The organism is Yersinia similis (assembly GCF_001053095.1).
Lineage (GTDB): Bacteria > Pseudomonadota > Gammaproteobacteria > Enterobacterales > Enterobacteriaceae > Yersinia > Yersinia similis.
Genome location: NZ_CGBP01000033.1, coordinates 1 through 25,838 on the forward strand (window position 1 = coordinate 1; position 25,838 = coordinate 25,838).

Consider the following 25,838-nt stretch of genomic DNA (forward strand, 5'->3'; position numbering starts at 1 on the left):
GACACTGCCAGGCATCAAATTTAGTTGTGCTGATATGGCTCAGTTGGTAGAGCGCACCCTTGGTAAGGGTGAGGTCCCCAGTTCGACTCTGGGTATCAGCACCAGTTATATGGATTAAATTCGGCAGTAGTTGAAAAGAATTTACCTGGCGGCAATAGCGCGGTGGTCCCACCTGACTCCATGCCGAACTCAGAAGTGAAACGCCGTAGCGCCGATGGTAGTGTGGGGTCTCCCCATGCGAGAGTAGGACACTGCCAGGTATCAAATAAACAGAAAGGCCATCCATTAGGGTGGCCTTTTTTGTTTTTGTAATCCTTCCTTAAATAGTTTTAACAAAACTCTAGTGACTCGCTCTTGAGTGGTGAAGCGATGAGAATAGGTCGAGAGGAGTAAAGCGTTCATATATAGCGCAACTCCAGTCTCCATCAACGCTCTTTTTATGTAGAAAGTATGGCGTATTTACGATCTACCTATTATCACCATTGATAACAAACCTGTTTTATCGTTCGCTGAACGAAGGGATTACTGCATCCAGAGCCAGAGCCAGAGGCACTTCGGTGGCTTACGGCACTACTGCCCCAACAGCACGTTTTCCCTTCATTTGATTTTGTTAGTAGTGAATCGTCCCGCTTCTCACAGATACTTTGTTGCCACACAATTGCCGCCAAATGGGCAATATGATTCCGATAAAAAATGTCACTGATGAGTTTAAAATTTAAGCTGTTAACAGACATACTATGCTGGTGTTGACACTAATGGGTATCCTGAAGTTGATAGTTTTACCCAAACAATATATGCGATAAACAACGTTATATACGATAAGTAATTTGAAACCATTCTCTAGTGCTCCCCCTATTTCGTCTTATATAAACTCACTGTAATGAACTCACCGCCGCGATGAAACATTTTCAGGTTGTTACAGTTCGCTCGACTTTTCATCTAGGATCCGCTATCTTCAGGCATCTAGAAGTCTAAACGTATAAATGGATATATTGAGGATGTAGGCATGCCAATTCGGGTTCCTGATGAATTACCTGCGGTGAGTTTCTTGCGCAATGAGAATGTTTTTGTGATGGCTTCATCGCGTGCTAAAACTCAGGAAATTCGTCCCCTGAAGGTATTGATTTTAAATCTAATGCCTAAAAAAATTGAGACGGAAAATCAATTCCTGCGTTTACTCTCTAACTCACCACTTCAGGTCGATATTCAATTGCTCAGGGTAGATAGCCGTGAGTCTAAAAATACGCCTACGGAGCATCTGAATAACTTCTATTGCGATTTTGAAGATATTCAGGACCAGAACTTTGATGGCTTGATCGTAACCGGCGCTCCTCTGGGTTTAGTCGATTTCTGTGATGTGGCTTATTGGCCACAAATTGAACGCATTATTGCTTGGGCAAAAGAGCATGTGACATCAACTCTATTTGTATGTTGGGCGGTGCAGGCTGCGTTAAATATCTTGTATGGCATCCCGAAGATGACGCGCGAGGTCAAACTTTCTGGTATCTATCAGCATCAGACACTCGAACCGCTGGCATTATTGACACGTGGTTTTGATGAAACATTCCTGGCTCCTCATTCCCGCTATGCTGATTTTCCCGTTGAAGTCCTTCAACAATATACTGACTTGGATATCTTAGTGTCATCAGAAGAGGCTGGCGCTTATCTGTTTGCCAGTAAAGATAAGCGGGTGGCTTTTGTCACCGGTCATCCTGAGTATGATGTCGATACGCTAGCGGGTGAATATCAGCGTGATCTGGCTGCAGGTCTTAACCCACAAATCCCTCTTAATTATTTCCCTTCTGACGATACATCGTTACGACCAAAAGCATCATGGCGCAGTCATGGGCATCTGCTGTTTGCCAATTGGCTCAACTATTACGTTTACCAAATTACGCCATTTGATTTGCGACATATGAATCCTACCCTTGATTGATTTTTGTCCCTTCTAGATTTTCATCATAGCGTAGATGCTAATTATGGCGGCTGAATCGAGGCCGCCTATTATTTTCTTCCCTTCTCATTACCTTTTTTCCTTCCTAAATCTGGTCCGATCTCTTTTTTAAACAATGAGTTATAGCCCTTATAAATCAGAAATGGAACCTGATTCCTATCATTGCTAATTTCACCAAAATGTTAACTGCATGATAAATAAAGATTAAAAAAATATTTTCCATAAAAATGGAAATCGTTTTTGATTTTATTAATTAATTGATTATTCTTATTTCTGTCGGGTGAAAAATAACCATAAAACTCTGCCTTTTTTACTGGCAGGGACACGTTACCTGATGATAATCCAAGAGTGACGCGAGGTCAGCGTTGAGGTGGCAGTAGTTACATTGGGAAGGGGAATAGCAATGAGACAACAGTTAGCTGGCACGGAGTTAGTTTTCACCCAGCCTTTTAATGCTGCTGAGCGGCAGGTTTTACCGGATAAAGCTATCGAGTTTCTAACCGAATTGGTGGTGAAATTTAGCGAATCGCGTAACAAACTCCTTGCCACAAGGGCATCTTGGCAGCAAACCATCGATCAGGGGGCGTTACCCGATTTTATTTCGGAAACGAATTCCATTCGTGATGGTAATTGGAAAATCCAAGGTATTCCTGCTGATTTACGCGATCGTAGAGTTGAGATCACCGGGCCAGTAGAACGGAAAATGGTGATCAATGCGCTTAATGCCAACGTAAAAGTTTTTATGGCGGATTTTGAAGATTCGCTGGCACCCTGTTGGGATAAAGTGATTGATGGTCAAATTAATCTGCACGATGCGGTGAAAGGGACAATTTCCTATACGAATGAATCGGGCAAGGTCTATCAGTTAAAATCTAATCCCGCGGTATTGATTGCACGCGTTCGTGGCCTGCACTTACCGGAAAAACATGTTAAATGGCAGGACGAGGCGATCTCTGGTGGTTTATTCGATTTCGCTTTGTATTTCTACCATAACTATCAGCAACTGCTGGCGAAGGGCAGCGGCCCTTATTTCTATTTGCCGAAGATGCAGTCATACCAGGAAGCGGCTTGGTGGAGCGATGTGTTCAGTTTTACCGAGCAGCGCTTTGGTCTACCGCAAGGCACCATTAAGGCTACGGTATTAATTGAGACGTTACCCGCCGTATTCCAAATGGATGAAATTCTCTACCACCTGCGCCACCACATTGTTGGCCTGAATTGTGGGCGCTGGGACTATATCTTCAGCTATATAAAGACATTGAAAAATCACAGTGATCGCGTGTTACCGGATCGCCAGTCAGTCACGATGAATAAACCGTTTCTCAGCGCCTATTCCCGTTTATTGATCAAGACATGCCATAAACGTGGCGCTCTGGCGATGGGGGGAATGGCAGCATTCATCCCGGATAAAGACGCAGAAAAGAATAAGTTGGTGTTGGATAAAGTTCGTGCCGACAAAGAGTTAGAAGCCAGTAACGGTCACGATGGAACTTGGGTGGCACATCCGGGCTTGGCAGATACGGTGATGGATGTTTTTAACAAAGTATTAGGTTCTCGGCCTAATCAATTAGAGGTTAGTCGAGAACAGGATAAACCTATCACCGCTGCTGAGTTGCTGGAACCTTGTTCTGGCGAACGCACTGAAGCAGGGATGCGGGCCAATATCAGAGTCGCGGTGCAATACATTGAAGCATGGATATCAGGTAATGGTTGTGTGCCGATTTATGGCTTGATGGAGGATGCGGCTACTGCAGAGATTTCCCGCACTTCTATCTGGCAGTGGATACATCATCAGAAAAGCCTCAGTAATGGCCAGACGGTGACTAAAGAGCTGTTCCGTAGCATGTTGAGTGAAGAAATGCAGGTTGTGAAGCTTGAGCTTGGCGCAGAGCGTTTTGATTGCGGGCGGTTTGAAGAAGCTGCACGTTTGATGGAGCGTATTACAACACAAGACGAGCTTATCGACTTCCTGACGTTGCCGGGCTATGCATTGCTTGCCTGAGCCATCCTATTGAACCCTACAAAATTGAATTATAAGGAACATCTCCATGACGATCTCTCGTACTCAACAAATTCAGCAGTTGGAACAGGAATGGACATCGCCGCGTTGGAAAGATATCACGCGGCCTTATAGCGCAGAAGATGTTATCAAGTTGCGTGGTTCGGTCAATCCAGAGTGTACATTCGCACAAAATGGTGCCAAAAAACTGTGGGAGTTGCTGCACGGCGGATCGCGTAAAGGGTATATCAACTGTCTTGGGGCATTAACCGGTGGTCAGGCGCTACAGCAGGCGAAAGCCGGTGTTGAAGCCATTTATCTGTCGGGATGGCAGGTGGCGGCTGATGCTAATACGGCATCTAGCATGTATCCAGATCAGTCACTGTATCCGGTCGATTCTGTGCCTGCGGTGGTGAAACGCATCAATAATAGCTTCCGTCGCGCTGATCAAATTCAGTGGTCGAATAATATTGAGCCAGGCAGTAAAGGCTATACTGACTATTTCCTACCGATCGTTGCGGATGCGGAAGCGGGTTTTGGCGGTGTGCTGAACGCTTTTGAGTTAATGAAAGCGATGATTGAAGCGGGTGCCGCAGGGGTTCACTTTGAAGACCAATTGGCCGCAGTGAAAAAATGTGGGCATATGGGCGGTAAGGTGCTGGTGCCGACACAAGAGGCGATTCAAAAACTGGTTGCTGCCCGTTTAGCCGCAGATGTATTGGGCGTACCAACGCTGTTGATTGCCAGGACTGATGCTGATGCGGCTGATTTGTTGACCTCAGATTGCGATCCCTATGACCGGGAGTTTATTACCGGCGACCGCACTGCTGAGGGCTTTTTCCGCACCCGTGCCGGTATCGAACAAGCGATCAGCCGTGGTCTGGCATATGCCCCTTATGCTGATTTGGTGTGGTGTGAAACCTCGACACCAGATTTGGCACTGGCCAAACGTTTTGCTGATGCTGTTCATGCTCAATTCCCAGGCAAGTTATTGGCTTATAACTGTTCACCCTCCTTTAACTGGAAGAAGAATCTGACCGACCAGCAAATTGCCAGCTTCCAGGATGAACTCTCCGCTATGGGCTACAAATACCAGTTTATTACGTTGGCGGGTATTCACAGCATGTGGTTCAATATGTTCGATCTGGCCCATGCGTATGCGCAGGGCGAAGGCATGAAACATTACGTTGAGAAAGTACAGCAACCCGAGTTTGCCTCTGTGGAACGCGGCTACACCTTTGCTTCCCATCAGCAAGAAGTGGGGACTGGCTACTTCGATAAAGTCACCAATATTATTCAGGGGGGCACATCATCTGTAACGGCACTGACCGGTTCGACGGAAGAGCAGCAGTTTTAGCCACGATCGAGTGAGTGTAGTCTTATCAGGAGACTGCTGACAAACCCCGATGACTCGATCTTGAGCGGTGAAGTAGGCAGAAGAGTAAAGCGTCCGCGCCACGGATAATGAAATGGACGCTCCAACTTTGACGGCATCAAAGTGCCTAAATGTGAGTGTCAAAACTCAGGAGAAGGAGCGTCCATATATGGCGGCCCGAGCCTACATGGATGTATTAACGGCGTCTTTACTTACTGCTTATTCACTCCGCTACGGGCACTTTGTCAATAACCTTAGCCTGCTTATGTAGGCTCCGTTTTGTACGGTAGGGGGCAGCATGGTGGCAAAGCTAGAACAACTTATCGCTCAGACCATTTTGCAGGGATTTGATGCGCAATATGGCCGTTTTCTGGAGGTCACTGCCGGTGCTCAACACCGTTTTGAGCAGGCCGATTGGCATGCGGTACAGCAGGCGATGAAAAAGCGTATTCACCTTTATGATCATCATGTGGGTTTAGTTGTTGAACAACTGAAATACATTACGGATCAACGCCATTTTGATGTGGAATTTTTGGCGCGGGTGAAAGAAATTTATACTGGGCTGCTACCGGATTATCCGCGCTTCGAAATCGCCGAAAGCTTTTTTAATTCGGTTTATTGCCGTTTATTTAAACACCGCGATTTAACGCCCGATAAGTTGTTTGTTTTTAGCTCTCAGCCTGAGCGGCGCTTCCGTGAGATCCCACGGCCTCTGGCCCGCGATTTCATCCCTAAAGGGGATCTCAGTGGTATGTTGCAGATGGTGCTTAATGATTTATCACTGCGCTTACCTTGGGAAAATTTGTCGCGAGACATTGATTATATCGTGATGGCCATACGGCAAGCCTTTACCGATGAGCAGCTAGCCAGTGCGCATTTTCAAATAGCGAATGAGTTGTTTTACCGCAATAAGGCCGCTTGGTTGGTGGGTAAATTGAGGCTGAACGGTGACATCTATCCTTTCTTGTTACCTATTCATCACAATGAGTCTGGTGAGCTATTTATTGATACCTGTCTGACCAGCAAAGCGGAGGCCAGTATCGTGTTCGGCTTCGCTCGTTCTTATTTTATGGTCTATGTGCCGCTGCCGGCTGCAATGGTGGAATGGTTACGGGAAATATTACCAGGTAAATCTACCGCTGAGCTGTATACGGCGATTGGCTGTCAGAAACACGGTAAAACAGAGAGTTATCGCGAGTATTTGGCTTTTATTCATCAATCCAGTGAACAGTTTATTATTGCACCTGGGGTGAAAGGCATGGTGATGTTGGTCTTTACCTTACCGTCATTTGATCGGGTATTTAAGGTGATTAAAGACCAATTTGCACCACAAAAAGAGGTCACTCAAGCACGAGTTTTAGAATGCTATCAATTAGTTAAAGAACATGACCGGGTAGGGCGCATGGCGGATACCCAAGAGTATGAAAATTTTGTGATTGATAAGCACCGTATCAGCCCAGAACTGCTGGCGGAGTTGCAACATGAAGTACCCGAAAAACTGGAGGATTTAGGTGACAAGATCGTCATTAAGCACCTGTATATGGAGCGAAGGATGACCCCGTTAAATCTCTATATGGAGCAGGCAGATGATCAGCAGTTGAAGGATGCTATTGAGGAATATGGTAACGCCATTAAACAACTGGCTGCGGCCAATATTTTCCCCGGTGATATGTTATTTAAGAACTTCGGTGTGACGCGCCATGGGCGGGTGGTGTTCTACGATTATGATGAAATTTGTTATATGACCGAGGTTAATTTCCGCGATATTCCCCCACCGCGTTATCCCGAAGATGAGATGGCCAGTGAGCCGTGGTACAGCGTGTCTCCTAATGATGTTTTTCCCGAAGAGTTTCGCCATTTCTTATGCAGTGACCGGAAAGTCAGGCACTTTTTTGAGGAGATGCACGGCGATCTGTTCCAGGCCAGTTATTGGCGCGGCTTGCAGCAGCGTATCCGGGATGGGCATGTGGAGGATGTTTTTGCTTATAGACGAAAGCAACGCTTTTCCCAGCGGGCTTTAAATTAACGGCGACTGTGCGCTGAACGTACTCAGATTAACGTAGCTCGCTACGCCTCTATTTATCGCGTCTTTACGATCGGCCTGTTCTCGCCGAACGACAAATTTTTCCTTTATTTTTCATTCTATTATTTAACCCCGACTCCCCCACCGTAAGATTGGGTGATCTCTTTCGCTGCGTGGATGACCAGTGCACCCAGCTCGGTGACACGATCGTCGGTGATCCGTGATATCGGGCCGGAGATAGAAATCGCGGCGAAGGCTTCGTGGTGCTCATCAAACAGGCAGGCGGCGATACAACGTAGGCCAAGGGCGTGCTCTTCATCATCAAATGAATAGCCTTGCTTACGGATCAGTGCCAGATTCTCTTTCAGGCTGGTTGGATTGGTACGGGTATGCTGGGTGTAAGCGTGCAGCCCTTTTTTATGTAACAACTGAACCAGTTGATTGTCCGGCAGTGTAGAGAGAAAGGCTTTGCCTGCCCCGGAGGCATGCATGGGTAGCTTGCCTCCAATCGGTGCGGACATGCGCATCAGAGCAGTACATTGCACTTGATCGATAATTATTGCCTGATAATCACTGTGATCGAGTACCGCCAGATTGACGGTTTCGCCAGATTCATCCATTAAACGGCGTAACATTGGGTGGACCATTGCCAGTAAATTACGGCTTTGCAGGAAACTGCTCCCGACAATAAAGGCGTGAGCCCCCATGGTCCATAGCCCTAAATCGCCGACCTGACGAACAAAACCCTGCTGTTGCATGGTCGTGAGTAAACGGTGGGTGGTCGAGTTGGGTAATCCCGCCTGTTGTGCTAAATCAGTCAGTGCGACATTACCATCAGATTCGGAAATGTATTCCAGTAATTTAAGTCCGCGAGTCAATGATTGAACTTGGCCCGTTGCTGCAGGTGTATTCTGTGTGGCTGCCTTGAGTTTCTTTCCCCGTTTAATCGGAATCGGTAACGCCATAAATCAGCCCCTCAAATATTTTTATGGAATTCATTTTCGTTTTTCAATTATGCATGTAAACCGCTAAAAATACTCATCCGATGAGTCGGTTTTTCTACCTGAAAAAGTCTCAACTGTGAGCGGACTCATTACGTTTGCAACTTGTGCTAGGATGACAGATTAGTTTTGCAGCGTGTCGTCCGGACACGGCAGGCAACAGGGTGAAGAGGCGAATGTGGTGGATACAGTAATCAATAATAAGGTCAAGGAATTGCACCAGCAGTTGGCGCAACGCATTTTGGTACTGGATGGTGGTATGGGTACCATGATCCAGAGCTACCGATTAGAAGAAGCAGATTACCGAGGCGCACGCTTTGCTGACTGGGCAAGTGACCTAAAAGGTAACAATGACCTATTGGTGCTATCCAAGCCAGAAGTCATCACGGCGATCCATAATGCCTACCTTGAAGCTGGTGCTGACATTCTCGAAACCAATACATTTAACTCTACCTCCATTGCGATGGCGGACTATCAGATGGCGTCACTGTCGGCTGAAATTAACTATGAAGCCGCCCGTCTGGCCCGTATCTGTGCCGATGAATGGAGTGCCCGTACACCAGAAAAACCACGTTATGTTGCCGGGGTTCTGGGGCCAACCAACCGTACTGCCTCCATTTCACCTAAAGTTAATGACCCAGCGTTTCGTAACGTCAGTTTTGATCAGTTGGTCGAGGCTTATCGGGAGTCTACCCGCGCGCTGATCGAAGGTGGTGTTGATTTAATTATGATCGAAACGGTCTTCGATACGTTGAATGCGAAGGCCGCAACCTTTGCGGTTGAAAGCGAATTCGAGGCGATGGGCGTGCTGTTGCCGGTGATGATTTCCGGCACCATTACCGATGCCTCTGGCCGTACGCTGTCTGGCCAAACTACGGAAGCTTTTTATAACTCGCTGCGCCATGTCAAACCGCTGTCATTTGGCCTGAACTGCGCGCTGGGGCCGGATGAACTGCGCCAATATATCGCTGAGTTATCGCGTATCTCTGAATATTATGTCAGTGCGCACCCGAATGCCGGTTTGCCGAATGCTTTTGGTGAATATGATCTGGAAGCCAAAGAGATGGCTGAGCAGATTGGCGAGTGGGCACGTGCCGGATTTTTGAATATTGTCGGTGGTTGCTGCGGCACCACTCCTCGGCATATTGCAGCGATGGTTAAAGCCGTCGCCGGGGTGCCTCCACGCCCGTTGCCTGATATTCCGGTTGCCTGCCGTTTAGCGGGGCTGGAGCCACTGACTATCGATGTTAACACCCTGTTTGTGAACGTCGGTGAGCGGACCAACGTCACGGGGTCGGCGCGTTTTAAGCGGCTGATAAAAGAAGAGAAGTACGGCGAAGCACTGGATGTTGCCCGCCAACAGGTTGAAAGCGGTGCACAGATCATCGATATCAACATGGACGAAGGCATGTTGGATGCCGAAGCGGCCATGGTTCGTTTCCTCAATCTGATCGCCGGGGAGCCTGATATTGCCAGGGTGCCGATTATGATCGACTCCTCAAGGTGGGATGTGATTGAAAAAGGCCTGAAATGCATTCAAGGCAAAGGCATCGTGAACTCCATTTCGATGAAAGAGGGCGTTGATGCCTTTATTCATCACGCCAAACTGGTACGTCGTTATGGTGCGGCCATGGTGGTCATGGCCTTTGATGAAACCGGGCAAGCCGATACCCGCGCACGTAAAATTGAGATTTGCCGCCGCGCGTATAAAATATTGACGGAAACCGTCGGTTTCCCACCGGAAGATATTATCTTCGATCCGAATATTTTTGCCGTAGCGACGGGGATTGAAGAGCATAACAATTATGCCGTCGATTTTATTGAAGCCTGTGCCGATATCAAAGCCGAGTTGCCTCACGCGCTGATTTCAGGCGGTGTCTCCAACGTCTCCTTCTCCTTCCGAGGGAATGATCCGGTACGTGAAGCCATCCATGCGGTATTCCTCTATTACGCTATTCGCAATGGCATGGATATGGGGATTGTTAACGCCGGCCAATTGGCGATTTATGACGATCTGTCTGATGAATTACGTGATGCAGTCGAGGATGTGATCCTCAACCGCCGTGATGACAGCACCGAGCGCCTGCTGGATTTAGCAGAAAAATACCGTGACAGTAAAAGTGGTGAGGTCGCGATCCAGCAAGCAGAATGGCGTGGTTGGCCCGTAGTGAAACGGCTGGAATATTCACTGGTAAAAGGCATTACTGAATTTATTGAACTGGATACTGAAGAAGCGCGCCAGCAGGCAGATCGGCCAATTGAAGTGATTGAAGGGCCGTTAATGTCCGGGATGAACGTGGTTGGTGACTTGTTTGGTGAAGGAAAAATGTTCCTGCCACAGGTTGTAAAATCAGCCAGGGTAATGAAACAGGCGGTGGCCTACCTCGAACCTTATATTGAAGCCAGTAAGCAGAAGGGTACTACTGCAGGTAAAATCTTGTTGGCGACCGTCAAAGGTGATGTGCATGACATCGGCAAGAACATTGTGGGTGTGGTCTTACAGTGTAATAACTATGAAATCATTGATCTGGGCGTAATGGTGCCGACGGAAAAAATTCTGCGCACTGCACGGGAAGAGAAGGTGGATATTATCGGCCTGTCTGGCCTGATTACCCCGTCGCTGGACGAGATGGTTAACGTGGCCAAAGAGATGGAGCGCCAGGGCTTTACCCTGCCGTTGCTCATCGGCGGGGCAACGACATCCAAAGCTCACACTGCGGTCAAGATTGAACAAAATTACAGCGGTTCCACCACGTATGTCTCTAACGCCTCGCGCAGTGTGGGCGTGGTATCCGCCTTGCTGTCAGATACTCAACGCGATGATTTTATAGCCAAGAATCGTAAAGAATATGAAACCGTGCGTATCCAACATGCTCGTAAAAAACCGCGCACCCCACCCGTCAGTTTGCAGGCTGCACGGGATAACCCGACGGTAATTGATTGGGAGAACTACACCCCGCCAGTAGCTCATAAATTAGGAGTACAGGCGGTGGAAGCCAGCATTGAAACCTTGCGCAACTACATCGATTGGACGCCATTCTTTATGACCTGGTCGTTGGCAGGCAAGTATCCACGCATTTTGGAAGATGAGGTGGTGGGCGAGGAAGCCAAGCGCCTGTTAGCCGATGCCAATGAACTGTTGGATAAACTGTCAGTTGAGGGGCTGTTGCATCCGAAAGGCGTGGTTGGCCTGTTCCCGGCTAACAGCGTCGGCGATGATATCGAAATTTACCGTGATGAGCGGCGGGATGAGGTGCTGGCAATCAGCCACCATTTACGTCAACAGACCGAAAAAACCGATTTCCCGAACTACTGTTTGGCTGATTATGTCGCGCCTAAATCCAGTGGTAAAGCCGATTATTTTGGCGCTTTTGCGGTGACCGGTGGCTTGGAAGAAGACGCGTTGGCTAATGCTTATGATGCGCAACATGATGATTACAATAAAATTATGATTAAGGCGTTATCAGACCGTCTGGCCGAAGCCTTTGCCGAGTATCTGCATGAGCGAGTACGTAAAGTGTATTGGGGCTTTGCACCGAACGAAAATCTGAGTAACGAAGAGTTGGTGCGTGAGAATTATCAGGGGATCCGCCCGGCACCGGGCTATCCCGCTTGTCCGGAACACACCGAGAAAGGCCAAATCTGGCAGTTGTTGGATGTTGAAACTCACACTGGCATGAAACTGACCGAATCCTACGCCATGTGGCCGGGGGCTTCGGTATCCGGTTGGTATTTTAGCCACCCAGACAGCAAATATTTTGCCGTAGCACAAATTCAGCGTGATCAGGTTGAGGATTATGCCGCTCGTAAAGGGATGCCTATCGCTGAAGTTGAACGCTGGCTAGCCCCTAATCTGGGTTACGACGCAGATTGATGGGCGTTTAAAGGCGTGAGAGTGTTGAGCCAACGAAGGGGATAAACCCGTATCGGGTTATCCCCTGAGGTTATTGACAAAGTGCCCGCGACGGAGAGAACAGGCAGATCGTAAAGACGCCGTAAATACATCCATGTAGGCTCGAGCCGCGCCATCCTTGGCGCGGACGCTTTACTCCTCTGCCTATCCTCACCGTTCAAGATTGAGTCATCGGGGTTTGTCAGCAGTCTGAGGGGATAAACCCGTATCGGGTTATCCCCTTTGCTATTGTTATTACAACGTCATTTATTGATTATTCTCTGGTGACACCACCCGTTGCATTTTTCTGTTCAGATTTGCCATGCCCACTGACCAGTGGTGCCTTGCCATCCATTACATCCTTAGCGCCATCGCTAATCATACCCATAACCGATGAAGAAGCGTTCAACCGTGCGCCTCCTTCGGTATGTTTCCCGTTGATATCCTGCGTATCTAACCCATTAGTTTTTAGGTTAACATCCGAATTCTTACTGGATATCTTCCCGCCAACCAGTTCAGTTTTACCCTTAACGGTCAGATCCACATTCTGTGTACCCCGGATAGCAGATTGCTCCTCAACCCCTTGGCTCTCGACAACCTCTACGTTCACTTTGACGCTGCCATTGCCACCTTCTACTTGTTCATCCTGTACAGCGCTTTTGATTTTATTACCGACAGATTTAGCCCCTTTCTGCCACCATTTATCTTTGGTTTCCTTCTTCTCATCGGATTCGCTGATCTTCACCGTTTGACCGTCTTTGGTATAGCTGGTGGTCTGGACGCTATCGTCCTTTGATTTTCCTAAGGTGTTGAATTTATTTTCGACTTTGTCGAAGATCTTGGTGGACGTTTCTTCCAGTTTATTTTTGATTTTATCTGAACCGATAGGGCTGATATCAGATACCTGGCTGATCAAGCTGTCTTGTTTTGCATTACTGTGGCTGGCACCAAGTGCCGCAGAAACATTGACTTTATTGAGCCTATTTTCGCGACTAATGACGTTTAGATCCCCACCAATTTGCCCATTAATCTGGTTAGCCTGGATCACCGCACCCGCCAATTCGGTATTTTTACCGCTGTTCAGGGTGACCTTATCACCGTTGATATGGGTATTTTGTTGCGTTACTGAGTCCAGTTTATCAACACCGCCACCGAGTTTGATGCCCGCATTATGGATTTTCTTGGCGCTATCTTTATCCACAACACCTTGATCATCGCTTTTAATGGAGTTTTTCTGGCTACCATTGAGGTTGGCATTAACGTTCCAGTTATTTTTGTGCTCTTTATCCTGAGCCGATTCCATTACGATACCGCCATTATCCGCGTTCAGAATGGTCTCTTTGCTGGTGATGTTGGTATTTTGCAGATGGATGGCTTGTTTATCATCGCTACCCGCTTTGATAGTTACAACGCCATTACTGTTGATTGCACCGCCCTGATGGCGAGTGATCGATTCGTCCGTATTGGCAACTTTGGCTTCTGCTCCTGCGCTGAACCCTTTGTTGTTGGTATGCGTTTTTGTACCATCATCATTTTCACTGGTGCTGTTACTTTTGCTTTTTCCTGCCTTGACGCTGGCAGACCAGGTCATATCTTGCTTAGAACTTTGTGACTGTGCCGCTTGGAAGTCTACTTTTCCACCCGCGTTGAGTTGAACATCACCGGTAGGCGTGTCTTTAGTGCCAAACTCAGTACCTTGCAGTGTTAAATCATTTCCAGCATTCAGTTCGATGCCTTGTTTACCTTGTAGATGGCTGACTTGTGCAATATCGGTACTGGCGCTGCCTTGACTATGACCGCCACCCAAGCCGCCGCCAAACTCTTTACTGTTTGCCTTAGTGCCGAAGTTTGCTTTGGCATTGGCCTCAATATTATTATGGCTTTCACTGGTGTGGTTGGTTGCCTGTTCAAAGTGAATGTCTTTACCCGCCGTAATTGCAATCTTTCCGTTTCCAGCATCGAGATCAGTCCCTGTATAAGTTGCATCTTCTTTTACCGTGATATTGATGCCATTTGCTGCGACCATGCTGCCAACCTGGGAGATTTCTCCTTTGATATCCTGCTTGTTATTGGCTCCCTTACCTTTACCATCAACCGTAATATCCTTACCGGTGTTGGTATAAACTCGCACATCCACGCCAGCGGTGACTGTCTCCTCACGCTTTTCAACTCGGTCAACGGCAGCTTCAAAGGTGTGGTTGGTGGCATTTAGATTTATCGCGCCTTTATCGGCCTCGTATTTCGTTCCTTGATCTTCGATGTCACCAGACGCATTGATCGTGGTATCGCCGCTTTTTATTGACGTTACTACGGATTGAGAGCTACTGAGTGTGCTCTCCTTTAAATCGACTTTAGCAGAGAGGTCTATTCCGACATTGGCTGAGTCAGGCGAGACCTCTCCTGCATTTTCAATAACGCCCCCGACATCCAGCTTTTTACCTTTTTCAATCACTTGTTCAACAGGGCGGGTGATACCGTCATAAGCCACATTGGCACCGACGCCAACCTTAACCGTTGTGCTGTTAGTCGTGGTTTCTTCGGTATTTTCAGCGGCCAGATTGTGAACGTTAGTGGCATCTGCGTTATAAGAGCCATCAACTTTATGATCAGTACCTTGGTTGGTAATATCCTGCTCGGCGTTAATATTCAGATTACCTTTAATATCGGTCTGGGAAACCACCGCAGTTGATTTCTCGCTGTCCGTTTTCGTCTCTTCATAATTAACCCCCGCACCGCTACCCGCTTTATCCATCCCACCGGTATAGTGAGCATTCACACCCACGGTCTCTTTTTCTTTATTGCTGGTGGTGGTGTCTTGTGCAGCGACAAAAGAGACGTTTTCAGCAGTGATATCCGCATCTCCCTTAGTGGTGTTGAGTTGTGACCCGGTGAATGTCACATCTTTATCTGCCTCCAGTTTGACGGTACCGCCCTCAAGGGTAGAGCCGTGATTTGTCACCTTCTCCGTTTTTTCACTCTCGCTGGTGTGTTCCAGTTTTAGCCCCGCCTGATACTGATTTTTACCGTCATCACTGGTAAAGCCATCAATCGTCAGTTGGGTTTTTTGCTCATCGATTTTTTCTTGCTCTTGAGCGGTGGTGATATTCAATGAACCGTCAGTTTTAATTCTCAGTTCATCAGCTGCTTTTACCAGGCTACCAACAACATTAATATCGTCTTTTGTGACCAACTTGAGATTGGTTTCAGAAATTAACTCGCTGCCAGTGGACTCCTGCGTGCTGTTATTCGCTTTATGTGAGCTGCCCGTAATGTTGAATGCGACGCCAACGCGCTCATTAATTTTATCGGTGGTGGTGTTGATGACACTATCGACAGTCAATCCACCATTAGGGGCTTGTATAAAACCCTCCTTTTGGCTGATAACTTTACTGCCGCTGATGGATACGCCTTTATTACCGGCGATCAACATTTCCCCATCCGAGGTAAAGGAGGACGAGTGGCTGATTTCCTGATTTTTATCATTATCGGTTTTATCCTTACCACCGATGCCGAACCATTCTGTAGAGTTATCTTTTACTATTTTTCCATTGGCGGTTTTCTGTACGCCGATATTGACTTTTTGATCAGATTGCACCAACAACTGCCCCTTGGCGTGGACTTCTGCTCCTTTTGATATGATGTCCTCCCCTGCGTTCAGCGCCAATTGCCCCTCAGATGTTAATTTGGTTTTTTTCAGATGTTCGGTTTCGGTACGGTTATCCCAGTCGCGATCATTGGTTGCTGTCGTATGGGTACCCCATTCACGTTGTGATTCTTTTTCAACCAGCCCATCCAGACGTATGTCGTGTTTGGCATCGATGGCCAGTTTTTTTTCTGCCGTGATGTCAGTCGCGGATAAGTCTACAGAGCCATCAGTGGCTTGCAGTATGGCATTGTTTGATGCGGTAATTGTTGAACCAATTTGCTCTTCCTGCTCATCCTTAGTGTTAAACTCCTTACTCCATTTAGAGAGCCACCACCCACCACCTTCACTCTCATAGCTCGTTTGAGTTTGTGTGGTTTTTTGCCCATCCAATACCAATTCTCCCCCTCTCAACGTCACATTTTCAGCGTCTATTTTTACTGCGGAAAGCTGATTCTTTTTATTAGCGACAAGAGCAATATTTTTGCCTTTCAACTGAGTGCGTTCCAAGCTCTGCGTAATATCCCCATTGTCTTCGTTTTTATGAAGATTACCGAATGCCTGGATGCTATTGGCGTTGATGTTAATGTCATTGCCATCTAATTTGGCGGCTTCTAATTGCAGCTTTCCTTTGATAGTGGCGTTTATTGCTTCGCTACCGTTTAGACTCCCGGCAATTTTTACTCCACTGCCTTCCCGAGTGCTGACTAAATTAATCCGGCCTGATTGCATACTGCCAAGATATTTACCATCAATAGATTCTTTACTTTCACTTGAATACCAACTGCTAAGCCATCCCCCCAAACCGGTTGGACGATTTGTATGATCTTCTTGGCGAGACTCTAATATTTGCCCATCAGTTGAAATCTGGTTATTACCTGATAAGGCATTAATGGCTTCCGTTGAGGTGACCATACCTGTGACCTCAATTCTGGGGGCGATCAGATCCAATATTTTATTAGCAGTTAGCCCTTTATCTTGAATTATCAACCAATTATTGTTATTGAAAGTTTCAAAACCCTTCAGCGATCCTTGTTCAATCAAGGGATTACCGACGACCAGTGACTCGCGGTTGGTATTCATAAAACCACAGCCATTACAGGTAATGCCATTTGGGTTGGCCAGAATATAATCCGCCGTCATACCAAAAATTTCTTGTTGGCCCAATAATAGAGAAGGATTACGGCTGATGACTTCATTAAGAATAATGCTGGCCGCTTGACCGTTTAAATTTTGGTTAGCGGCTAACTGCCCGGCAAGTATTGAGTTACCCGCACTGGTGGCGTTATTCAGTACCGCCCCCTTTTCACCAACATTAAAATCCTGAAATTTGTTATGTGATAAGCCGGAGGCTGACGGTTCCACGATATTAATTACCGATGTGCCATTTACCGAGCTAACATCAGGTTTATGTGCAGAATCGCCCGCTCCGACAATACCGGCGGCATAACAGGTGGCAACAGAAACTGAAATAATAGTTACCGCCGCCGCCAGTTTCCCTGCCGGCGAAAGCTTAAAGGTGTGTGTCTTCATTTTTACATCTCCATTTGGGGGTGATATTTCCTGATATGAGTAACAAGGTGTTCTCAAGGGAAAATTGAATTAAAAGCGGTAAGAAAAACGAGCTAGAATTTGTGTTGGATCGTTAATCTTCGATTGGCCGGAGAGTAAGCGGCCACGGCTGGCCTCTATATCCAATGTGGCATTCTGGTAATTAAGACTGACGCCAGCGCTTAGCCCCATAGCGCTGACCCACCCCTGTGGCTTTTGCTGGATACGGCCTGTATCCAGGCCTACGCGAGGGGTTAGCGTGGCGTCACCCAAGGTGAAACGACGGGACAGGGTATTTTGTAAGTACCAGCCTTGATCGGCAGATAAGGTATTACGGCTAAAGCCACGGATGGCAGCGCTATCAGTGATGCTGAGCCATTCCACGCCAGGTAACCGGTCACGTGTGTACTGGCCATAAAATTGATTGCTGAACAGATAGGCATCATCAAACAGTGCAAAGTAGTGATTGGAAGTAATTGAAGCCTTAGCTTTAGTGAATTGGCTATCCTGATAGTTCGCTAATGGGCCATTTGAGCGCTCAGCGCCCAGCCAAGGCAAGCCCTGCTCAATGCTGACATTGATATTAAACAGGCCCATTGGCAGGACGTGTAGGTGATTAAGACCTAATTCAAAGATTGTTAGCGTCGGGCTGCTGATCGAAATTTTTTCTTCATTCAGATAATTACTGGCTCGTTTATAGGTTAATTGCGCACTTAGCCCATTAATCTGGTTTTGATCGCGATAGAAAACATAATCTGCCCGTAAACCGTGTTGCTGTGTTTCGCCATGTAACTTGGCAGTATTAAACTGCAATTTCATCGGATAACGGTATTCGGCATAACTGCCAAAGCCACTAAAGGTTAAGGCTCCGTAGGGGACCGAATAAAACATTGAGTAAGCACGGCTATAATTATGTTGGGGGCGATCAACGGTATTACTGATATTGATGCTGGCGGAATCTGACAAGCCCAGCGGATTATCGAAAGACAAAGTATTGCGGCTTAGCCATTCACCGGTATTTTTATTGCCGTAATTGTCCAGTGAGGTGGTCAAATGCCAAGGGGTTGACGGTGTATTATGCAGTTTAAGAATAGATCCACCGGGCAGTGTTCCGGGCAGAATATCGACGGTGACTTTATTTGATGGCAAACGGTTTGCCTGGTCCAGCCCTTGGTCAAGGCGAGTAATATTGAGCGGTTTACCGATCATATTCGGGAAGACTGTCTCGCCATCTAGCCCTGTGCCTGTGCTATCAATCGCTTCGACGAACCCTTCGGTAATATCCAGACCTAATTTCCCATCAGCATCTGGTGGAATAAATTGAATACGCGCCGTGATATACCCTTTATCCATATAGATATTAGTGAGTTCACGGGTCAGAAGGTTAATGTTCTCAGAATGAATACATTGTTCAGGTATCGCACTTAATTCATTTAAATCATCCTCTGTTAATAAGGTGATCCCCTGAATATAAACACCATTAATGGGCAGGCACTGCGTATCCTCTGGTAGTTCTGGCGCAGCGGTATTTTCCGGGCGAGATAATTCACCTTGCCCGGTGTTATGTTGTGTCATCTGTTGGTAGCGTGTCTCTTCTACTAACTGATTAATTTCTTTGGCGTTATTCTGTAATGACTGGCGAGATTCATTAATGGAAGGTGGGGCCTCTATGGCCAAAGTGGTATCGGCTTGAGCGCCAGTACTGAGTACAAGCCATAACGCAGTACGTTTTCTAATCATAATGTCTGATTGAGAAATAGACTGACCGAACAAATTTATTTGCAGGCGCAGCTCTTTCTGTCCCTGGGTCAAATTGACGGGCAGCACAATTACCGTCCCTGAACAATAAAGAACGACGAATAACTAATGAGAATTAAGTTTTTGATGGAGGCAAAATATAACGGTTAGATATGAGTGATACTGGGATTATTTGGAATAAATTAAGGTTAATGGCGGATATTATTATTTCTTGTTTTGTGTTTTCAGGTGAGAGGTGGAAATGTCAGTGTCATAGATGAAGGTCGTGTTAGCAGTGAATGCCCGATGATCTCAGGCATTTTCTGAGGTTTAATTATTTTTTATCTGTTTTAACCGGTTTACCTGACCAGTAGCCTGCCAGCAGGGAACCGGACAGATTATGCCATACCGAGAATAGCGCACCGGGTAGAGCGGCCAACGGTGAGAAGTAAATTTTACCCAAGGTGGCGGCCAAACCGGAGTTTTGCATACCGACTTCAATCGCCAGTGTCCGGCAGGTGGATTCATCAAAACCGAACAGTTTCCCGCCCCAATAGCCACTTAACAAGCCAATGCTGTTATGCAGGATAACCGCAATAATCACCACGAAGCCAACAGAGGCGATATGGCTTTGGCTGCCCGCGACCACTGCGCTGATAATCGCCAAAATACAGATCATCGACATCGCCGGTAGATAAGGCTCGATGCGTTTAACGGTTTTGGTAAAGGTGTGATGGATAATCAGCCCGGCAGTGATGGGGATAACGACGATTTGTAGAATACTTTTCAGCATGCCAATCACATCAACACTGATGGTGGCATCCACATATAAACGGGTCAGCAATGGCGTGGCAAAAACACCCACCAAGGTGGAAACAGCAGAGATCGTCACCGACAGTGCGACGTCACCTTTAGCCAAATAAATCATGACATTGGATGCGGTTCCGCTGGCAACACTGCCCACCAGTACCATCCCCGCAGATAAATCCGGCGGCATACGAAACAGCATGGCCAGCAGCCATGCGGTCAATGGCATAATCAAATAATGCAGAAACGTGGCGGCAGCCACCGGTGCCGGTCGTGAAAGTACACGTTTGAAATCATCCAGCCGCAAGGTGACCCCCATCGCAAACATAATCAGCATCAAGAGTGGGCCAACATACGGCCCGACGGCGGTAAAGGTCGCAGGGCGGAAATAGGCCGCGATTGAGAGCAATAATGCCCATACGGGGAATAAGCGGGTGATTTTTACTAACATGAAGCGAGAATCCTTAGTCGTCAGTGCCAAAAATGAAAAAACCGGAGGTTATTGACAAAGTGCCCGCGACGGAGAGAACAGGCAGATCGTAAAGACGCCGTAAATACATCCATGTAGGCTCGAGCCGCGCCATCCTTGGCGCGGACGCTTTACTCCTCTGCCTATCCTCACCGTTCAAGATCAAGTCATCGGGGTTTGTCAGCAGTCTGAACCGGATGAAATCATCCGGTTTGGTGTGATCCAGTAAGGTTTAATTAGCAGATAAGTTAATGTTTTAATGTGCTCTATTACGCAAATAATATTCTGATACTCAAACAAGTTGTCTTACTCAGATAAACTGTCTTGTTCAAATAGCATGTCTTGTTCAAATAGCATGTCTTATTCAAATAACATGTCTTATTCAAATAAATTGTAATGTAGCGTTTGCACCACTTTGTCAGCGTCATTACCCGGTACCAGGAAACACAGATTATGGCTGCTGGCACCGTAACAAATCATACGAATATTGAACGGGTCCAGGACACCAAACACCTCTTTACCGACACCGCAAGCCTGAGACAGGTTGTTGCCGATAATGGCCACCAAAGCCAGATCTTCTTCCACTTCAACCCGGCACAGGGAAGAGAGTTCAGTCAATAACGAGGTGGTTAGCAGGCTATCACCGGTAGACGTTGAACCGGTGGTATCCAATGTTAACGCTACACTCACTTCAGACGTGGTGATTAAATCCACAGAGATATTGTGGCGCGCCAGAATATTAAACACTTCCGCCAGAAAACCGCGTGCATGCAACATATTCAAGCTGTGCAGAGTCAACAGTGTCTGTTTGCGGCGTAGTGCCAGAGCACGGAACAGCGGCGGGTTGTAGGTTTCGTTACAGACCAATGTGCCGCCAGCCGCAGGATCTTTGCTGGAGCCGACAAATACCGGGATATCACTGCGCACCGCCGGTAGCAGAGTGGCCGGGTGCAGGATTTTCGCCCCAAAGGTTGCCATTTCGGCCGCTTCTTCAAAGGCGATTTTATCGATACGTTTTGCTGCCGGGGCGACACGCGGGTCAGTCGTATAGATTCCCGGCACATCTGTCCAGATATCGATACGGCTGACATTCAGTGCTTCACCTAACAATGCGGCGGTGTAATCACTACCACCACGGCCCAGAGTGGTGGTTCGGCCTTTGCCTTCACTGCCGATAAAACCTTGTGTGACCACAATGGCATCTTCAATACGCGGTGCCAGCAGTGTTTGGGCCAGTTCAGCCAATGCGGAGGTATCTGGCTCTGCACGGCCAAAACGCTCATTGGTTCGCATGACTTTTCGCACATCAAACCATTCCACGGCAGCCTGGCGTTGGCGTAACAGCTCGACAAACAGCAGGGTGGACATTAATTCGCCGTGGCTGACCAGTTCATCGGTCAGGGCGGGGGAGGTAGCCAGACTGGCCGCCTCAGACAGCATGGCAATGTTTTCCAACATGCGGTCAATTTCTTCGCGGATCACCGTCGAATCGGTGAGTTTGGCGATAATATCGTATTGAATATGGCGGATTTCATCCAGATGGTCAGCACGTTTTTCTGGCTCACCGCCATCAGCAAGGGCAACCAACAGATTAGTAATACCGGCAGACGCGGAAAGGATCACCAAACGAACGTCCGGGTTCGATAAAACCACATCGGCGCTACGACTCATAGCATCAAAATTGGCCACGCTGGTACCGCCAAATTTAGCGACTACAGTCGCAGAAGGTACACCGCGGGTCTGTTGGGGGGCGACTTGAATCATCTAAAAACCTCGTGTCAGTGATGCCATCTTGGGGGCATCTGTATTTTTCTCTGTACAAGGAAATAACGGGTTATCCACTTTCTGTCAATGAAATGGCTATGAGGTATTTTCATCTTTAATAATACGCTCCGTCATATCACTAAATTGATTGGATACTGGCCTGAATATGAGCGGCTACTCTAATTGAACGTCATTAAAATGATGAGTGAACGTCTTAAAATTATGATGACCGTCTTAAGATGAACCGACGTATTGCGAGAAATAGGAAACAGATCAAGAGTTGTTTCGAGAGATAATACCTATCGCAAGAAAAGAGATCTCAATCACAGGGTAACAGGATACAATCAATGTATTCGTTTCATTAATCCTTAAGCCTAGAAGAGCGCCGCTATGAAAAATATTAATCCTAGTCAAACCGCTGCCTGGAAAGCGTTACAGCAACACTTTGAACAGATGAAAGATGTCACAATCAGCAGTCTGTTTGCCAAGGACGACCAGCGTTTTAACCGGTTCTCTGCGACTTTTGACGATCAAATGCTGGTGGATTTCTCAAAAAACCGTATTACCAACGAAACCCTGGAAAAATTGCAGGATCTGGCGAAAGAGACCGATCTGGCTGGTGCAATAAAATCCATGTTTTCTGGTGAGAAAATTAACCGCACAGAAGACCGTGCGGTATTGCATATTGCTTTGCGTAACCGCAGCAACACCCCAATTGTGGTGGATGGCAAAGATGTGATGCCTGAAGTGAATGCGGTTCTGGCCAAAATGAAACAGTTCTGTGACCGTGTGATTAATGGTGACTGGAAAGGCTATACTGGCAAAGCGATTACCGATGTAGTCAATATTGGTATCGGGGGGTCAGACCTCGGCCCTTACATGGTGACCGAAGCGTTACGTCCGTATAAAAATCACCTGAATATGCATTTTGTTTCTAACGTCGATGGCACTCATATTGCCGAAGCGTTGAAACCCCTGAACCCGGAAACTACGCTGTTCCTGGTGGCATCTAAAACCTTCACTACGCAAGAGACCATGACCAACGCTCACAGCGCGCGCGATTGGTTCCTGTCTGCCGCCGGTGATCCGGCGCACGTTGCCAAGCACTTTGCGGCTTTATCGACCAATGCCAAAGCCGTTGGTGAGTTTGGTATTGATACCAATAATATGTTTGAGTTCTGGGATTGGGTTGGTGGCCGTTACTCGCTATGGTCTGCTATTGGTTTATCTATCGCTTTGTCGGTTGGTTTTGAACACTTCGAACAGCTGCTCAGTGGCGCACATGCCATGGATAAACATTTTGCCGAAACACCGGCAGAGAAGAATCTGCCTGTCCTGTTGGCACTGATTGGTATCTGGTACAACAACTTCTTTGGTGCAGAAACTGAAGCTATCCTGCCTTACGACCAATATATGCACCGTTTCCCGGCTTACTTCCAGCAGGGTAACATGGAGTCGAATGGTAAATATGTTGATCGTAACGGTCATCCAGTTGATTACCAAACTGGCCCGATTATCTGGGGTGAGCCGGGCACTAACGGTCAACATGCGTTTTATCAGTTGATTCACCAAGGCACCAAACTGATCCCGTGTGATTTTATCGCACCGGCGATCAGCCATAACCCATTAAGCGATCACCACGCGAAGCTGTTGTCTAACTTCTTTGCACAGACAGAAGCATTGGCTTTTGGTAAATCCCTGGAAGAAGTTGAAGCTGAGTTTGCGGCGGCGGGTAAAACCCCTGAACAAGTCGCGCACGTAGCGCCGTTCAAAGTCTTCGAGGGCAACCGCCCAACTAACTCCATTTTGTTGCGCGAAATTACCCCGTTCAGCTTGGGGGCGCTAATTGCCTTGTATGAACACAAAATCTTCACCCAAGGGGTTATTCTGAATATCTACACCTTCGACCAATGGGGTGTCGAACTGGGTAAACAACTGGCTAACCGTATCCTGCCAGAACTGGCAGATGACCAAAAAGTGACCAGTCATGACAGTTCAACCAATGCGTTGATTAACCGTTTCAAGAACTGGCGTTAAACTAACGGGTTCTTAAGCTCTTTGATTCGTGCTTTTATTAGGCCCCTTATTCTGTAAGGGGCTTTTTTTTGGCTTGAGTGCAACATTGCTGTGATAGGCTCAGGCTATTTCACCTACTTTTTTTGGGAGTATGTATGGCTAAAAATTCGCGTTCTCAGTGGATCGCTAAAAATTTGCAACGTTTACTGAATGTAGGATTGATTATGTTAGCCGCTATTTTGGTGGTTTTTTTGGTGAAGGAAACCATTCATCTGGGGAAAGTCTTGTTCTTGAGTAATCAGGAAACATCTTCCTACATGCTGATTGAAGGGATAGTAATTTACTTCCTCTATTTTGAATTTATTGCACTGATTGTTAAGTATTTTGAGTCCGGCTATCACTTCCCGTTACGCTATTTTATTTATATCGGGATTACCGCGATTATCCGTTTGATCATTGTGGATCATGAAAATCCTATTGATACACTGATTTATTCCGGTTCCATTTTAGTCTTGGTCGTGACCTTGTATCTGGCGAATACTGAGCGATTAAAGCGCGAATAACCCCTTCTTATCTTGGGGCTACGGTGGTGCTAAACATAAAAATGGCGGCCATTAAGGCCGCCCTAAAGACACAGTACCAGAGGGGAAAAATACCCGTCCTATCTAACTGCTTTGGGTATTGAATGATCAAATCTTTAATGCTTAACCTTTCACACCACCTGCCGTTAATCCACCAACCAGCCAGCGTTGGGCGAGCAGGAAGACGGTGGTGATCGGAATGGCTGATAACACGGCGGCAGCCGCAAAGTCACCCCACAGATAGTTTTGCGGGTTAAGATACTGCTGCATACCGACTGCCAGAGTGTAGCTGTTCACATCTCGCAGCAACAGGGAGGCTACAGGGACTTCGGTTATGGCCGCAATAAACGACAGAATAAATACCACGGCTAAAATGGGCACCGACAGCGGTAATAGCACCAGTCGGAAGGCTTGCCATGGGGTGGCACCATCCAATGCTGCGGCTTCTTCCAATGAGTTATCAATGGTTTCGAAATAACCTTTGATGGTCCAGACGTGTAGGGCGATCCCGCCCATGTAGGCGAAAATGACCCCGCCATGGGTATTTAACCCGATGAACGGTATATATTGCCCGAGACGGTCAAACAAGGCATACAACGCCACTAATGACAGTACCGCGGGAAACATTTGGAAGATCAACATACCTTTCAATAAGGCGCTTTTTCCACGAAAGCGCATACGGGCAAAGGCGTAAGCACAGGTGGTGGACAGGGCGACAATACCCATGGCGGTAATCAAGGCGATCTTAATTGAGTTCCATAACCACAACATCACTGGGAACGGTGGTGGGGTTACGCTACCGTCAGCATGGGTCACGCTCATGCCGAGCGCCAATTTCCAGTGTTCCCAAGAGATTTGATCTGGGATCAGGCTACCTGTGGCGAAGTTACCGGGCCGCAGCGAAATGGCGATCACCATCAGTAGCGGGAACATGATCAGCGCGATAAAGCACAGCATCAGAAAATGCGTGCCCAATAGACGCAAACGCTGGGATTTAGGTTGAACCATAGCCATCTGCATCTCCTC

Annotated in this window: 14 protein-coding genes, 1 tRNA gene, 1 rRNA gene and 1 pseudogene; 9 read left to right on the forward strand and 8 right to left on the reverse strand. The window is 47.2% G+C overall.

Going from position 1 to position 25,838, the window contains the following annotated elements; translation table 11 throughout:
* Window positions 1-28: 28 nt before the first annotated feature.
* From AC971_RS18305 to aceK, 6 genes are all read left to right on the forward strand, one after another.
* Window positions 29-104, forward strand: a tRNA-Thr gene (locus tag AC971_RS18305).
* A gap of 40 nt (window positions 105-144) precedes the next feature.
* A 5S ribosomal RNA gene (gene rrf, locus AC971_RS18310) occupies window positions 145-260 on the forward strand.
* Window positions 261-1,006: 746 nt separating this feature from the next.
* Window positions 1,007-1,936, forward strand: coding sequence for a homoserine O-acetyltransferase MetA (gene metA / locus AC971_RS18315; RefSeq protein ID WP_025381717.1), 930 nt, complete (start codon window positions 1,007-1,009; stop codon window positions 1,934-1,936).
* A gap of 421 nt (window positions 1,937-2,357) precedes the next feature.
* Window positions 2,358-3,956: a malate synthase A gene (gene aceB, locus AC971_RS18320; RefSeq protein WP_025381716.1), complete on the forward strand. Its 1,599-nt coding sequence runs from the start codon at window positions 2,358-2,360 to the stop codon at window positions 3,954-3,956.
* Window positions 3,957-4,002: 46 nt separating this feature from the next.
* The gene (gene aceA, locus AC971_RS18325; protein ID WP_025381715.1) at window positions 4,003-5,310 is read left to right on the forward strand and encodes an isocitrate lyase; all 1,308 of its coding nucleotides are present in this window, start codon (window positions 4,003-4,005) and stop codon (window positions 5,308-5,310) included.
* 316 nt (window positions 5,311-5,626) lie between these two features.
* Window positions 5,627-7,354, forward strand: coding sequence for a bifunctional isocitrate dehydrogenase kinase/phosphatase (gene aceK, locus AC971_RS18330; protein WP_011193210.1), 1,728 nt, complete (start codon window positions 5,627-5,629; stop codon window positions 7,352-7,354).
* Between the two features lie 119 nt (window positions 7,355-7,473).
* On the opposite strand, the gene iclR is transcribed toward aceK, so the two are convergent.
* Entirely contained in the window at window positions 7,474-8,316 is an 843-nt protein-coding gene (gene iclR / locus AC971_RS18335) for a glyoxylate bypass operon transcriptional repressor IclR (RefSeq protein WP_025381714.1), read from the reverse strand.
* A 214-nt stretch (window positions 8,317-8,530) separates the two neighbouring features.
* Between iclR and metH the strand changes: the two genes are divergently transcribed.
* On the forward strand, window positions 8,531-12,226 hold the full coding sequence (gene metH, locus AC971_RS18340) for a methionine synthase (RefSeq protein WP_025381713.1): 3,696 nt from the start codon (window positions 8,531-8,533) through the stop codon (window positions 12,224-12,226).
* Window positions 12,227-12,292: 66 nt separating this feature from the next.
* On the opposite strand, the pseudogene AC971_RS25310 reads toward metH, so the two are convergent.
* The 6 genes and pseudogenes from AC971_RS25310 to lysC form a co-directional block, all read right to left on the reverse strand.
* Window positions 12,293-12,361: pseudogene (locus tag AC971_RS25310) on the reverse strand (gluconate 5-dehydrogenase); the annotation flags it as partial.
* A 157-nt stretch (window positions 12,362-12,518) separates the two neighbouring features.
* Window positions 12,519-17,420: a hemagglutinin repeat-containing protein gene (locus tag AC971_RS18345; RefSeq protein WP_025381712.1), complete on the reverse strand. Its 4,902-nt coding sequence runs from the start codon at window positions 17,418-17,420 to the stop codon at window positions 12,519-12,521.
* Window positions 17,421-17,489: 69 nt separating this feature from the next.
* Complete coding sequence (locus tag AC971_RS18350) at window positions 17,490-19,178, reverse strand: ShlB/FhaC/HecB family hemolysin secretion/activation protein (protein ID WP_038402452.1); 1,689 nt, start codon at window positions 19,176-19,178, stop codon at window positions 17,490-17,492.
* Between the two features lie 331 nt (window positions 19,179-19,509).
* Complete coding sequence (panS, locus tag AC971_RS18355; RefSeq protein WP_025381710.1) at window positions 19,510-20,433, reverse strand: ketopantoate/pantoate/pantothenate transporter PanS; 924 nt, start codon at window positions 20,431-20,433, stop codon at window positions 19,510-19,512.
* Window positions 20,434-20,453: 20 nt separating this feature from the next.
* Window positions 20,454-20,546 carry a gluconate 5-dehydrogenase gene (locus tag AC971_RS24810; RefSeq protein WP_197090505.1) on the reverse strand — a complete coding sequence of 31 codons (93 nt, stop codon included), beginning with the start codon at window positions 20,544-20,546 and terminating at the stop codon, window positions 20,454-20,456.
* A 283-nt stretch (window positions 20,547-20,829) separates the two neighbouring features.
* Window positions 20,830-22,215, reverse strand: a complete 1,386-nt coding sequence (gene lysC / locus AC971_RS18360; RefSeq protein WP_025381709.1) for a lysine-sensitive aspartokinase 3 — start codon at window positions 22,213-22,215, stop codon at window positions 20,830-20,832.
* A gap of 390 nt (window positions 22,216-22,605) precedes the next feature.
* Between lysC and pgi the strand changes: the two genes are divergently transcribed.
* Window positions 22,606-24,252 carry a glucose-6-phosphate isomerase gene (pgi, locus tag AC971_RS18365; protein ID WP_025381708.1) on the forward strand — a complete coding sequence of 549 codons (1,647 nt, stop codon included), beginning with the start codon at window positions 22,606-22,608 and terminating at the stop codon, window positions 24,250-24,252.
* A 134-nt stretch (window positions 24,253-24,386) separates the two neighbouring features.
* Window positions 24,387-24,794, forward strand: coding sequence for a phosphate-starvation-inducible protein PsiE (gene psiE / locus AC971_RS18370; RefSeq protein WP_002212086.1), 408 nt, complete (start codon window positions 24,387-24,389; stop codon window positions 24,792-24,794).
* Between the two features lie 141 nt (window positions 24,795-24,935).
* On the opposite strand, the gene malG is transcribed toward psiE, so the two are convergent.
* The gene (gene malG / locus AC971_RS18375; protein WP_025381707.1) at window positions 24,936-25,826 is read right to left on the reverse strand and encodes a maltose ABC transporter permease MalG; all 891 of its coding nucleotides are present in this window, start codon (window positions 25,824-25,826) and stop codon (window positions 24,936-24,938) included.
* Window positions 25,827-25,838: the final 12 nt, after the last annotated feature.

Excerpts from the sequence above, each read along its gene's own strand:
- metA (WP_025381717.1), top strand. The coding sequence starts at position 1,007 with ATGCCAATTCGGGTTCCTGATGAATTACCTGCGGTGAGTTTCTTGCGC.
- aceB (WP_025381716.1), top strand. The coding sequence starts at position 2,358 with ATGAGACAACAGTTAGCTGGCACGGAGTTAGTTTTCACCCAGCCTTTT.
- aceA (WP_025381715.1), top strand. The coding sequence starts at position 4,003 with ATGACGATCTCTCGTACTCAACAAATTCAGCAGTTGGAACAGGAATGG.
- aceK (WP_011193210.1), top strand. The coding sequence starts at position 5,627 with ATGGTGGCAAAGCTAGAACAACTTATCGCTCAGACCATTTTGCAGGGA.
- iclR (WP_025381714.1), bottom strand. The coding sequence starts at position 8,316 with ATGGCGTTACCGATTCCGATTAAACGGGGAAAGAAACTCAAGGCAGCC.
- AC971_RS18345 (WP_025381712.1), bottom strand. The coding sequence starts at position 17,420 with ATGAAGACACACACCTTTAAGCTTTCGCCGGCAGGGAAACTGGCGGCG.
- AC971_RS18350 (WP_038402452.1), bottom strand. The coding sequence starts at position 19,178 with ATGATTAGAAAACGTACTGCGTTATGGCTTGTACTCAGTACTGGCGCT.
- panS (WP_025381710.1), bottom strand. The coding sequence starts at position 20,433 with ATGTTAGTAAAAATCACCCGCTTATTCCCCGTATGGGCATTATTGCTC.
- AC971_RS24810 (WP_197090505.1), bottom strand. The coding sequence starts at position 20,546 with ATGGATGTATTTACGGCGTCTTTACGATCTGCCTGTTCTCTCCGTCGC.
- lysC (WP_025381709.1), bottom strand. The coding sequence starts at position 22,215 with ATGATTCAAGTCGCCCCCCAACAGACCCGCGGTGTACCTTCTGCGACT.
- pgi (WP_025381708.1), top strand. The coding sequence starts at position 22,606 with ATGAAAAATATTAATCCTAGTCAAACCGCTGCCTGGAAAGCGTTACAG.
- psiE (WP_002212086.1), top strand. The coding sequence starts at position 24,387 with ATGGCTAAAAATTCGCGTTCTCAGTGGATCGCTAAAAATTTGCAACGT.
- malG (WP_025381707.1), bottom strand. The coding sequence starts at position 25,826 with ATGGCTATGGTTCAACCTAAATCCCAGCGTTTGCGTCTATTGGGCACG.